9 protein-coding genes and 1 tRNA gene are annotated in these 12816 nt (G+C 52.0%); 4 read left to right on the top strand and 6 right to left on the bottom strand.

Annotated elements, in window-relative coordinates:
* Window positions 1–8 precede the first annotated feature (8 nt).
* Together FCL47_RS01985 and FCL47_RS01980 are read right to left on the bottom strand one after the other, a co-directional pair.
* Window positions 9–1289, bottom strand: coding sequence for an O-acetylhomoserine aminocarboxypropyltransferase/cysteine synthase family protein (locus FCL47_RS01985; protein ID WP_136811778.1), 1281 nt, complete (start codon window positions 1287–1289; stop codon window positions 9–11).
* 31 nt (window positions 1290–1320) lie between these two features.
* Window positions 1321–1959 carry a tetratricopeptide repeat protein gene (locus FCL47_RS01980; RefSeq protein WP_136811777.1) on the bottom strand — a complete coding sequence of 213 codons (639 nt, stop codon included), beginning with the start codon at window positions 1957–1959 and terminating at the stop codon, window positions 1321–1323.
* A gap of 386 nt (window positions 1960–2345) precedes the next feature.
* Between FCL47_RS01980 and FCL47_RS01975 the strand changes: the two genes are divergently transcribed.
* A complete protein-coding gene (locus tag FCL47_RS01975; protein ID WP_240744099.1) occupies window positions 2346–4868 on the top strand; it encodes a glycogen/starch/alpha-glucan phosphorylase in 2523 nt (840 codons plus the stop codon).
* Window positions 4869–5093: 225 nt separating this feature from the next.
* Here FCL47_RS01975 and FCL47_RS01970 read toward each other — a convergent pair.
* Window positions 5094–5169 (bottom strand) — tRNA-Cys (locus tag FCL47_RS01970).
* Window positions 5170–5234: 65 nt separating this feature from the next.
* Between FCL47_RS01970 and rnc the strand changes: the two genes are divergently transcribed.
* From rnc to FCL47_RS01955, 3 genes are read left to right on the top strand one after another with little or no spacing between them, the layout of a single operon-like run.
* Window positions 5235–5960: a ribonuclease III gene (gene rnc / locus FCL47_RS01965; RefSeq protein WP_240744098.1), complete on the top strand. Its 726-nt coding sequence runs from the start codon at window positions 5235–5237 to the stop codon at window positions 5958–5960.
* Window positions 5960–6970: an elongator complex protein 3 gene (locus tag FCL47_RS01960; RefSeq protein WP_136811775.1), complete on the top strand. Its 1011-nt coding sequence runs from the start codon at window positions 5960–5962 to the stop codon at window positions 6968–6970. Before rnc ends, FCL47_RS01960 begins: the two co-directional genes overlap by 1 nt.
* Window positions 6957–8942, top strand: a complete 1986-nt coding sequence (locus FCL47_RS01955) for an ABC-F family ATP-binding cassette domain-containing protein (protein WP_136811774.1) — start codon at window positions 6957–6959, stop codon at window positions 8940–8942. Before FCL47_RS01960 ends, FCL47_RS01955 begins: the two co-directional genes overlap by 14 nt.
* Window positions 8943–9190: 248 nt before the next feature.
* On the opposite strand, the gene katG is transcribed toward FCL47_RS01955, so the two are convergent.
* The 3 genes from katG to FCL47_RS01940 all read right to left on the bottom strand — a co-directional run bounded on the left by katG (window position 9191) and on the right by FCL47_RS01940 (window position 12771).
* Window positions 9191–11380 (bottom strand): catalase/peroxidase HPI, encoded by a 2190-nt coding sequence (gene katG, locus FCL47_RS01950; protein ID WP_136811773.1) that lies wholly within the window; start codon window positions 11378–11380, stop codon window positions 9191–9193.
* A gap of 301 nt (window positions 11381–11681) precedes the next feature.
* Window positions 11682–12134: a Fur family transcriptional regulator gene (locus tag FCL47_RS01945; protein WP_136811772.1), complete on the bottom strand. Its 453-nt coding sequence runs from the start codon at window positions 12132–12134 to the stop codon at window positions 11682–11684.
* A gap of 442 nt (window positions 12135–12576) precedes the next feature.
* Window positions 12577–12771, bottom strand: a complete 195-nt coding sequence (locus FCL47_RS01940) for a hypothetical protein (protein WP_136811771.1) — start codon at window positions 12769–12771, stop codon at window positions 12577–12579.
* Window positions 12772–12816: the final 45 nt, after the last annotated feature.

Genomic DNA, 12816 nt, shown 5'->3' with positions numbered 1-12816 from the left:
CCGACGCTCTAGGCTGCTGCACAGGCCAGAGCCTGTTTAAGGTCCGCTATAATGTCATCGATATGTTCAATGCCAATGGATAATCGAATCAATCCCTCACCAATATGGCACTCTTTAAGCTGCTCTGGAGATAACTGTGAATGGGTGGTTGATGCCGGATGGATGGCCAGGGACTTGGCGTCTCCGACATTGGCCAGGTGAGAAATAAGTTTCAGGCTGTCGATGAATTTTGCTCCGGCCTTAATGCCGCCTTTGATGCTGAAACCAACCATGCCGCCAAAGCCGTTCGGCAAATATTTCACTGCCAGGTCATGGCCTGGGGAGTCGCTCAATCCGGGGTAATAAACCCATTCGACCCCTTTATGTCGGCATAAATAATCGGCGATTTTGGCCCCGTTTTCACAGTGGCGCTCCATCCTCAGGCTAAGTGTCTCAATTCCCTGTAAAAATGCCCAGCAGTTATCCGGGCTGATACTGGCCCCGAGATTTCTGAGCGGTACGAGCCGCATGCGCAGGGCAAAGGCTACCGGATTGAGATCGCCCAGATCATGGGCATAGCGCAGGCCGTGATAGGAGTCGTCCGGCTCGTTATAGAGGGTAAATTTCGGGTCCTGCCAGTTAAAATTGGCCGCGTCGATGACAATTCCGCCGATGGCGGTGCCATGACCGCCGATCCATTTGGTCAGGGAGTGGATAACAATATTGGCACCAAAATCGATCGGTTTCAACATGCATGGCGGGGTAAAGGTTGAATCGACGATCAGCGGGATATTGTGTTCCCTGGCAATACCCGCCAGGGCTTCCAGGTCGATCATGTTCAGTGACGGGTTGCCCAGGGTTTCACAGTACAGAGCCCTGGTTCGCTCGTTGATGGCCGCCTTGAAGTTGTCCGGGTTTGTCGGGTCGACCATTCGCACCTTGATGCCGAGTTTCGGCAGGATGGAATTAAATTGAACAAATGTCCCGCCATACAGATTATTGGCGGCAACCACCTCGTCGCCCTGGCTGCAGATATTTATTATGGTGTAAAAAATAGCCGACGTGCCCGAGGCAAGAGCGAGAGATGCCGCGCCGCCTTCCAGCTGCGCCATGCGCTGTTCCAGAACGTCCTGGGTCGGGTTGCCGATGCGGGTATAGATATTTCCCAGTTCTTTTAAGGCAAAGAGATTGGCTGCATGCTCGGTGTTTTTGAACATATACGCCGCAGTTCGGTAAATGGGAACGGCCCTGGACAGGGTATCCTGGTCCACTTTCTGGCCTGCATGCAGGGCGAGAGTTGCAAATTTCATAATTTTCTTTTCCTCTTCCAGTATGATAGACTTATTTGTTTTTGGGCAGGCCGGCTTTAATCTTTTCGACAAACTCGCGGATGGGCTCCCCACTCGCAGTTTTTGCCTCCGGATTAATGGCTAGAAGGCCATCCCAGGCGGCGATGGCGCCATTGGGGTCATTGAGGTCGTACATCAACACTATGCCTTTGTTAAATCTGGAAGGCAGATGGTTGGGGTCCTGCTTTATCGCCTGGTCAAAGAGTTCAATAGCTTTTTCCGGTTGTTCCACTCGTCGGTACATGACGCCGAGGTCGGTGAGTAAATTGGCGTCGCCTGCGTGCAGTTCCAGGGATTTGGTGTACGCTGCGATAGCTTTTTTCGGTTGATCGGCATCATAATACAGGTGGCCTAGTTGAACCCAGTTCTCGAAATTGTCGGGATGGGCGGCAACCTCGGCTTCCAGGTCGCTGATTGCCTGACTGCTGCCATTACTTTGTGCTTGAGGCTGGACCACCCCGGGAGTCGATTGTTCCGGGCCGATGATTTTTCCTTTGTACACGGTAAACGCCACTCCGGCGAGAAAGCCCGCGACAAAAATAATGAACCAGGTGACCAAGTGGCTTTTCTGGGGGGAACTCCCTTGTTTTCGGGAACTTTCTTCTTCGGTGACTTTGCGATTTTGAGTCATGACGGTGTTAGTTTAAAAGGTTGGTAATAAACAGAAATATAACGATATTTCTCCTAGCCGTGAGTGACAGGCGGTTGATGATATGCCTGCTGTATACCACACGGTAGTATTTGATTCAATATGTAGCCACGAACGATGGTAAAAACTGGACATTATCACCAGAAAGGTGTCAAAATGCGCGGAAGATGTAGCCAATTTCCGCATGAACCTTATCATAGTCATCATGTCGTCTACTAAACCGTAGTGAAAAATAGGTATATCCGTTTCGGGAGTTTGTCCAGTGGGCAAGATAGATAGTCGCGACGGGAGTCTTCCTTTTGATGAGCACGTCTCTTTTATTCAGTTAATTGCTGAAAGTACAGTATATATCCGTCGGAGGATTAAACATGAAGGTAATGGATAGAGTTGAGAGTCAGACAGATCAGGACGGGGCCACCTGGCCGACCGTCGCGTTTCCCTCGACCGTGAACGCCATTAAAGAAAACATAATTCACCATCTGATGAGTTTCCAGGGCCGGGATCCAGAGCGTTCCGGGGCCCAGGATGTTTACCGCGCTCTTGCTTATACTATGCGGGATCTGATGGTGCAGAAATGGATTTCCACCCAGAAATCGATCTATGCCAAAGAAAAAAAGCGGGTCTATTATCTCTCCCTGGAGTTTCTTATTGGCAGATCGCTCTGTAACAGTATGACCAATCTGGGCATTCTGGCAGATGCCAAGCAGGCAGTCGAAGAACTGGGTTTCGATATGACGGAAATCAGGAATCAGGAAGAGGACGCCGCGTTGGGCAACGGTGGCCTGGGGCGCCTGGCCGCCTGTTTCCTGGATTCCATTGCGACTTTGAAAATTCCGGCTTACGGCTACGGTATCCGTTATGAATACGGTCTCTTTTTTCAAAAGCTGGTCGATGGCTATCAGGTTGAAGGTCCGGATAACTGGCTGTTGAACGGTACGCCCTGGGAATTTGAACGGCAGATGCCGGTTTTTCAGATTCAATTTTTCGGCAATGTTGCCAGCTATCAGGACAAGAACGGCAGATTCCGGTGTAAATGGGTCAACACCAAAGATGTCATGGCCAAGGCCAGTGATATTATGATCCCCGGATATAAAAACGACCATGTCATCAATATGCGGCTCTGGTCGGCCTTTGCCTCACGGGAGCTGGATCTCACCGATTTCAGTAAAGGTGATTACATCGGTGCCGTTGAATCGAAGGTCAGCTCCGAGACGATCTCCAAGGTACTGTATCCTCCCGATCACAATTATGCCGGCCAGGAGCTGCGCCTGAAGCAGCAGTACTTCTTTGTTGCGGCGACTTTCGGCGACATCATGCGGCGGTTTAAGAATAAACATGTCGGTTTCGATCGATTCACCTCAATGGTTGCCGTACAGCTGAACGACACCCATCCGTCCATTGCCATCCCCGAGTTGATGCGTCTTCTTCTTGATATCGAAGGACTGGGCTGGGAGGAATCCTGGGAAATCACCGTCAATACCTTTGCCTATACCAACCATACCCTGATGCCGGAGGCTCTGGAGCGTTGGACTGTTGAAATGATGGAACGGGTGCTGCCGCGTCATATGCAGATTATCTATGAAATCAATCGTCGTTTCCTCGACGAAGTCGCCCAGAAATATCCGGGCAACGAGAGAAAGCTGCAGGAATTTTCCATTATTGAGGAAGGTCCGGTGAAAATGGTCCGGATGGCCTATCTGGCAATAATCGGCAGTCATAGCGTCAATGGGGTGGCGGAATTGCATTCCCAGTTGCTCAAAGAACGAATCTTTCCCGGGTTTAATGAATTCTTTCCCGGCAGATTCAACTCGAAAACCAACGGGATTACCCCGCGTCGGTGGCTGCTTGATATCAACCCGGAGCTGGCCCTGCTGATTTCGTCGAAGATCGGCGCTGGATGGATCACCGATCTTGATCAATTGCGTGGTCTGGAGCCGTATGTCGATGATCCTGAGTTTCTCAGCGACTGGCGCCGGATCAAGTTGAATAACAAAAAGAACCTGGCGGATTATATCAAAAAGAAATGCAAAATAGTGGTTGATCCCGCCACCATGTTTGACATTCAGGTAAAAAGAATTCATGAATATAAGCGGCAGCTGCTTAATGCCCTGCATCTCATCCATCTTTATCACCGGATAATCCACGGCGAAGCCGAAGGTTGTGCCCCCCGGACTGCCGTATTTGCCGGTAAGGCGGCGCCCTCGTATTGGCGGGCCAAGCTGATTATCAAGCTGATTACCTCCATTGGCGATGTGGTCAATAAGGATCCTCGGGTGAAGGACAGGCTGAAAGTCGTCTTTCTGCCCAACTACAATGTCTCTCAGGCGGAAATCATCATGCCGGCGGCCGACCTTTCCGAGCAGATATCCACTGCCGGAACGGAAGCCTCGGGTACCGGTAATATGAAGTTTTCTTTGAACGGCGCACTGACCATTGGTACCCTGGACGGCGCCAATATTGAGATTCGCGAAGAGGTGGGTGAAGAAAATATTTTTATCTTCGGCATGACCGCCGAGGAGGCGGAGTTTGAGAGGAAAAATGTCAGCTGCACGCCCTGGCAGGTCTGTCAACGCAACGACAGTATTAAAAATGTTATCGAATCTATCGAGAACGGCTCGTTCAGCAATGGGGACAAGGAACTGTTTAAGCCCCTGGTCGACAGCCTGATGGACAAGCATGATCCGTATCTGTTGCTTCTCGATTTCGAGGCCTACATCGCCTGCCAGAACAAAGTAAGCGACGCCTTTCTCGATGCGGAAGCCTGGGCACGAATGGCTATTCTCAACGTCGCCAGAATGGGCAAGTTCTCCTCAGATCGGACCATTAAACAATATTCCGAGGAAATCTGGTCTATTCCGGTCGAAAAGACTGCCCCTCAAAAAGTAGTGTGAGGTGCCATAGAGTATAACCTGGCCGGTGACCATCCGGCTTGACCTCTGGGTGATTATCGAGTATTTACCCTCGGTAAACGGGAAATAAGCCGGGATAAGAACCGTACAGATTACCTTCCTGCAAAAAACAGGAAGGTAATCTGTACGGTTGTAAAGGCCAGAAAAAATGGCACTGGAACAGAAAAAGGGATTACAGATTGAACTCTGTAATCCCTTTGAATTTGCTGGAGGCGGCGATCGGAGTCGAACCGATGAATAATGGTTTTGCAGACCACTGCCTTGGCCACTTGGCTACGCCGCCTTTTGTTTAGAGGACATCTTTATACCACAGCAGAATTTTTTAACAAGGAAAAATATTGAATGGGTATGGATATTGACTCGCTGGTGCGAATCAACAAAGAACAGTTGGGTATTCTGGAAAAGGCACTTGGCTATCGGTTCACCGATCTGCGGCTGTTGCAAAAAGCGCTTGTCCACTCTTCTTTTGCCTTTGAACAGGGGCAGGGGGGACAAGACAACGAGAATCTGGAATTTATCGGCGACGCCGTCCTTGATCTGGTAATCGGCCATATTCTCTTTCATCGGTACCTGCAGATGCGTGAGGGGGAGCTGACCCGGCTGCGATCGTCGCTGGTCAATGAACAGTATCTGGCGAAGATGGCCAGATCCCTCGAGTTGGGGGATTATCTCGCTCTCGGCAAAGGGGAGGATGCCTCGCATGGTCGCTCGAAGTCGTCGATTCTTTCCTGCGCCTACGAAGCGGTTATCGGTGCCGTCTTTGAAGATGGCGGCTACCTGGCTGTCAGTGAAGTCGTCGAACGTTTGTTTCTGCCGGAAATTGAAGGCAAGAGGGAGGAATTGCTGCTGGCCGATGCCAAGAGCCGTCTTCAGGAAGCCCTGCAGGAAAAGTACAATGAGGCGCCGACCTATCGGGTAGACGCCGAAGAGGGACCTTCACACCAGAAGGTGTTTACCATTGCCGTCTGTTTCCGGGAACAGGTGATTGGGACGGGGCAGGCGGGATCGAAAAAGGAAGCAGAGCAGCGGGCGGCGGCCGTTGCCCTGGCAAGCCTCGCAGAGAACAGTATGTAATGGCTGCGATGCTGATTATCCCGATCTTTATTCCGCATCGCGGGTGTCCGCATGACTGCCTCTTCTGCAATCAGCAGAAAATTTCCGGCCGGGCCAGAAATAACCCGGCGAGGGTGGCGGTGGCCGGGACGATAGACGAGTGGCTCGCGCGAAAAGGGAGGCGCAGCCAGGTTCAGGTGGCATTTTTTGGCGGGTCCTTTACCTGTTTGCCGGTCGGAGAGCAGCTTGCCTTGTTGTCGGCGGTCCAGCCTTATATCAGGGATAAAAAAGTCGAATCCATTCGATTGTCGACCCGGCCTGACTGTATTGATGCGGCGGTATGCGCACGGCTGCTCGAATATAAGGTCGGGGTTGTCGAGCTGGGTGCGCAGTCATTTAATGACCGGGTATTGCAAACCTCTCTTCGCGGGCATAACGCAGAGCAGGTCCGTAAGTCCTTCGCCCTGCTTAAGAAAACATCGATGCAGGTCGGGCTTCAGCTGATGCCCGGCCTGCCCGGCGAGACCAGTGGCTCGTTTCTGCGGGGGATTGATGAGGTTATTGGCCTTAAGCCCGATTTCGTTCGACTCTACCCGGCCATTGTGGTTAAAGATTCCGGACTGGAAAGATTGTACCAGGCGCACAGGTATCGACCGCTCTCCTTAGGTCAAGCTGTTGCCCTCACCGCCAGATGTTTTCAGAAATTGACCGGAGCCGGAATCAAGGTGGTGCGGATGGGACTGCAGCCTTCCGTTTCGCTTGCCGAAAGTGTCATTGCTGGACCATACCATCCCGCCTTTGGCGAGCTGGTGCAATCAAGGCTCTGGTTGAAAAAGATTCGGGCGAGGCTTGCCACAGTGCAGCCTCCGCAGAAGTTGTTCATTCATGTTTCGCCAAGAGATGTGTCGGCGGTGGTAGGAATGAAAAAACAGAATATCAAAAGGTTGGCAGAGCTTGGCTTTTCCGGCCTCTTTACAATAGTGCCGAACGAAGAAATGGTGCGGGGAAGTATAGAATATGTTGTCGGTTAATCATTTAGACATTCGCTACGGGGAAAAACATCTGTTCAATGATGTGTCCATCCAGGTGCACCCAGGAAATCGTGTTGGTCTGGTCGGGGTCAACGGTGCCGGGAAAACGACTCTTTTAAAAATTATGGCCGGCATAGCGGCAACCGACGATGGTGTGGTCACCCGGTCTAAGCATTTCACCATCGGTTATCTGCCCCAGGAGTCATCGGAGTTGTCTTCTGAACGTACCCTTTATGCCGAAGCGGAAACCGCCTTTGCCCCGCTTTTAGCCCTGCAGGCCGAAGCAGCACAGCTCCACGAACAGATGGACAAGATGGACCCGCACTCCGAGCAGTTTCAGGCCGTTCTGCTGCGGCAGGGCGAGATACAGCATCAGCTCGATGCCAGTGAAATCTATGCCATTGCCGGGAAGATTGAAAAGATACTGCTTGGCCTTGGTTTTTGCCGGGAGGATATGGAGAAACCGGTCAGCGCCTTTTCCGGAGGCTGGCAGATGCGGTTAAAACTCGCCAAGATGCTGCTTGAAGCCCCTTCGCTGCTGCTGCTTGATGAACCGACCAACCACCTGGATCTGGATTCGCTGACCTGGGTGGAGCAGTTCCTGAAAAATTATAACGGCTCGATGGTGATCATTTCCCATGACCGCACCTTTCTCGACAAGGTCACTGAACGGATCTGGGAACTGAGTTTTGGCCGCATAGATGTCTATAAAGGCAACTACAGTTTTTTCCTGAAGGAAAGAGCCGAGCGAAGGGCCATTGAAAAAGGTGCCTACGATAATCAGCAGGCCAAGATCAAGCAGACCATGCGATTTGTCGATAAATTCAGGGCCAAGGCGACCAAGGCCAGACAGGTACAGAGCAGGGTCAAACAACTGGACAAACTGGAGCGCATTGAATTATCTGAAGAAGAACGGCAGATTCGATTCACATTTCCGCCAGCCCCGCCATCGGGCAAAGATGTGCTGACGGTTGAGGGCCTCAGCAAGAGTTACGACGGTCGCCAGGTTTTCAGCAATGTCGACCTGCTGTTGAGCCGTGGCGATAAGGTCGCGGTGGTTGGGGTCAATGGTGCCGGAAAATCAACCTTTCTGAAAATTCTGGCCGGACAGATTGAACATGATACCGGTGAGATTCGCTTCGGCGCCAATGTCAAGGTTACCTATTTTGGCCAGCATCAGGCCCAGGAGCTTTCACCGCAATTGAACCTTCTCGAAACCATGGCGCTGTCCGGAGAGGAAATGACCATCACCCGGACCCGTTCGCTGCTCGGTGCCTTTCTTTTTCGGGGCGAGGATGTCGATAAAAAGGTTTCCGTTCTTTCCGGCGGTGAAAAAAGCAGGCTGGCCCTGGCCAAAATGATCGCCAAACCGGCAAACTGCATGCTGCTCGATGAACCCACCAACCATCTGGATATGAGCTCCCAGGACGTTCTGCAGGAGGCGATGGCCCAATATGACGGAACCATTGTGGTGGTCTCGCATAACCGCTATTTCCTTGAAGGCTTTGTCAATAAGGTCCTTGAGGTTAAAGATGGCCATATCGCCATGTACGAGGGGGGCGTTGAAGACTATCTGCTAAAGCAGGAACAGCTCCGGGAGCAGGAAAAAGAGCAGGCGGCCAATGACCGGCAGGCTGAGGCGGAAAATACGGTAAAATCCGCGGATTCTCAAGACAGCCGCAAAGAGAAGAAGCGACTGGAGGCCCAGCTGCGTCAGGAGCGGAGCAGGCGTGCCGGTCCCTGGCTGAAACAGCTGAGCGAAGCAGAGAAAAAGGTGGAATTCTACGAACAACAGAAAGAAGATCTCGAGGCTTTAATGGCCGATCCCGAGCTCTATTCGGACAAAAACAGCTGGGCCAAGGCGAGCAAAGAGTACGAAGAATGCAAGCGCCGTTTGGAGCGCTGGTATGAAAAATGGGAAGTCGCGCAACAAAAAATTGACGCAATCGACGGTGAGTTGAATCCTGGCTGAAGTTGTGTCGATGTGTTGGGCAGGAGGAAAAAACTCTCCGGGCCTGGATTAAGCTGCAGCACCCTGACAAAAAGCGCGGCGTCTCAACTTGAGTTGAAACGCCGGGCTCATGTGTTGCCAGTATTGCCAAAAGGTTGAATGAACGTTCGGAGCGTCCGCCAAATACAGGGCGGTAATCGTTCCTTCCGGCTATCGGTTTGGCAGTTCAGAAAATGCTTTCCAGATCTTCGAAACCGTTTTTACCACGATCAGGCGAGATCGAAGCGGTCCAGGTTCATTACCTTGTTCCAGGCTGCGACGAAGTCTTGGACAAACTTCTCCTTCGCATCTGCGCAGGCGTAGACTTCAGCCAGAGCGCGAAGTTCAGAGTTGGAACCGAAGATCAGATCGACACGGGTGCCGGTCCACTTCGCTGCACCTGTTGCGCGATCGCTGCCTTCATACAGGTCTTTGTCTTCAGAAACTGCCTTCCAGGTCGTGTTCATGTCGAGCAGATTGACAAAGAAATCGTTGGTGAGTGTCCCGGGCTGCTTGGTGAAGACGCCGTGCTGAGATTGTTCGAAGTTGGCATTGAGAACCCGCATGCCGCCAACCAGAACCGTCAATTCAGGCGGGGTCAGCATCAGCAACTGTGCCTTATCGACCAGCATTTCTTCAGCCGATACGGAATATTTGGCCTTCTGGTAGTTGCGGAAACCATCTGCTTCCGGTTCCATAGCGGAAAAGGACACAACGTCGGTTTGCTCCTGCGAGGCGTCCATGCGGCCCGGCGTGAAGGGCACCGTTATGTTGTGACCACCATTCTTTGCCGCTTGCTCAACACCGGCACATCCTGCCAAAACGATCAGGTCAGCCATGGAAACCTTCTTGCCGAACTCGCTTTGGATGGCTTCCAGTTTATGCAACACCTTCGCTAAGTGATCCGGCTGGTTGACTTTCCAATCCTTCTGGGGTGCCAGACGAATGCGGGCACCGTTCGCGCCGCCGCGCATGTCGGAACCACGGAAGGTGGAAGCCGATGCCCAGGCAGTTGAAACCAGCTCGGAGATCGACAAACCAGAAGCAAGGATCTTGCTTTTCAGGGCGGCTATATCACTTTCACCTATCAGTTCATGATCGACTGCGGGGATAGGATCCTGCCAGATCAATTCTTCCTGCGGGACTTCCGGGCCGAGATAACGCGTGCGAGGCCCCATATCCCGGTGTGTCAGTTTGAACCATGCGCGGGCAAAGGCGTCGGCGAACTCCTCCGGATTTTTATGGAAGCGCCGTGCAATCGGTTCATAAATAGGGTCCATCTTCATTGCCATGTCGGCGGTGGTCATCATGATCGGAACCCGCTTTTTCATATCGTGAGCGGCCGGAGCCATGTTTTTGTCAGTCGCCTCCTTCGGTGTCCATTGCTGAGCGCCCGCCGGGCTTTTGGTCAGTACCCATTCGTTGCCAAAAAGCACGTTGAAATAGTTCATGTCCCACTTGGTCGGGGTCGGGTTCCATGCGCCTTCCAGGCCACTGCCAATCTGGTCGCCACCTTTGCCGGTACCATGACTGCATTTCCAGCCCAGTCCCTGCTCTTCCAGGCCCGCAGCTTCCGGTTCAGGCCCAACCAGCGCAGGATCGCCGGCACCGTGGCACTTGCCAAAGGTGTGTCCGCCGGCGGTGAGCGCAACGGTCTCTTCGTCGTTCATTGCCATGCGGGCAAACGTCTCTCGAACGTCACGCCCTGATAAGATCGGATCCGGGTTGCCGTCCGGGCCTTCCGGGTTTACGTAGATCAGTCCCATCTGCACGGCCGCCAGGGGGTCTTCGAGATCGCGCTCACCGGAGTAACGGCTTTTGGGTTTGTCGCTTGTCGCCAGCCACTCTTCTTCGGCACCCCAGTAGATGTCTTTCTCCGGCTCCCATATATCCTCGCGTCCGCCGGCGAAACCGAAGGTCTTGAAACCCATCGATTCCATCGCGACATTGCCGGTCAGAATCATCAGGTCAGCCCAGGATATTTTCCGGCCATACTTCTGTTTGATCGGCCACAGCAGTCTTCGTGCCTTGTCGAGGTTGACGTTGTCGGGCCAACTGTTGACGGGGGCAAAGCGCTGGTTGCCGGTCCCCGCACCGCCGCGGCCGTCACCGGTTCTGTAGGTCCCTGCGCTGTGCCATGCCATGCGAATGAAAAAAGGTCCATAGTGGCCGTAATCCGCCGGCCACCAGTCCTGCGAATCGGTCATCAGTTTATGCAGATCCTTTTTCACCGCGGCGAGGTCCAGGCTCTTGAACTCTTCAGCGTAGTTAAAATCCTCGCCCATCGGATTGGATTTAGGGCAATGTTGACGCAGAACATCCAGATTTAACCGATTCGGCCACCATTCGAGATTCGACCTGCCGCCGACTACATGTTTGTTTGTTCTACCGGTTACCGGGCATTTGCTTTCGTCACTCATAAAGTCACCTCCAGTTTTTTATGAACGTATTCACTGTACTGCTGGGAGTACAGTGCAGTGGTGCCTGCAATGTGTTGGTGATTAGCACCTTGGAAATTCGTTGCTCGTTTTATATAAGCGAAGCGGGTGGTGCGAATTCTACGATCTTTTTCCTTGTGCCGTCTCAGAACCGCAACCAATCAACAAAAGACATTACCCGCAACGCGATATCCATCGGCCACCAGGAGAGTGAGCCCCGGAATCGATAAGGCAAATCCAACCCCGACAGACATACTTTTCGCGGACCAGCGATCAGAATTTTTTACCTGCCTTTCGCAACACATTGTCGGCAGAGGCCTCGCACCTCAACGTGCGTTGCATCAATCTCACCAAAAGAGCCCACTAAATCGGGTAGTGTGATATTGTCAAGATCATCGCTGACGAAGTCACGAGTGTATCCACAGTGGTCGCAAACATAATGATGGTGGTTACTCAGGTTTGCATCAAACCGTGTACGTTCACGGCTCGAACCAAGCGTTACTATCAGCCCAAGATCTTTCAGCAGCCAGAGAGTCCGGTAGACGGTATCTATCGAGACTGTCGGAATTCGGTCCCTGATACGCTGGAAAACCTGCTCCGCATTTGGATGATCCTCGGTTTGCGCAACTTCACGGAAAATTTCTATGCGCTGGTGGGTCAACTTGATTCCTTCGTCGCGGCAAACCGTTTCGAAGAGTTGCATTCGCTTTTCAATTTCCTTCTTCTTTATTGTCATGATCACCTGCTTGTTAAGAATCGATTCCTAAGTGCATGTTAACCATCATCAGAAGAACAGTCAAGAGTTGTCTGTTTGACTGATTAAACCGGATTGTGCTGGATAACATATTGATAACGTTTGATAAATGTTGGTGAATAATTTTTGGTTACAATAAGGTAACCAAAGCCGGAAAATATTTTCAGGTGAACATAAAGATCAATAAGTGTGATAGGGTATGTGCAGTTTTCTCTGCCAGCTGAGATCGAATTTCTTCGGGATCGACCTCAAAGGCCTGCTTTCCCATGAAAACATTACCCCCGATCCATCGCTCAGAGAGCCAGATAATTAAAAATCGCAGGACTGTCGAACTGTGGTGTCAGTAGTTGTATTGGAAGAACAGGGTCACAAAGCCTGCAGACTTCCGAGATACAATCGTTTCCCGGGGATGCTGTTTCATTAACTATCCGGTTCCCGCCCGTTGCCGTAGTAGCCGACGGCCGAGGCACAGAGTAACACTTTTTGGCGGCTTGAGCCGGGCGGCAAAAGCCGTTCGAGTACGCCATGCCTGCTGTGCCAGGGATAGAGTTCCTCGGCCGATCAGGAGTGTTCGGCCTGCTGCTCGAAAAGCCTTGAAGAGATGCGCTTGTTCAGACAAAGAGTGTTTTGTACTCCAGCATACTGGAATACAGGTGGAGCTGGA

This window comes from Desulfopila sp. IMCC35006 (genome assembly GCF_005116645.1).
Lineage (GTDB): Bacteria > Desulfobacterota > Desulfobulbia > Desulfobulbales > Desulfocapsaceae > Desulforhopalus_A.
The sequence above is the reverse complement of the archived record's forward strand: the minus strand, read 5'-3'. Positions and strand labels throughout refer to the sequence as shown.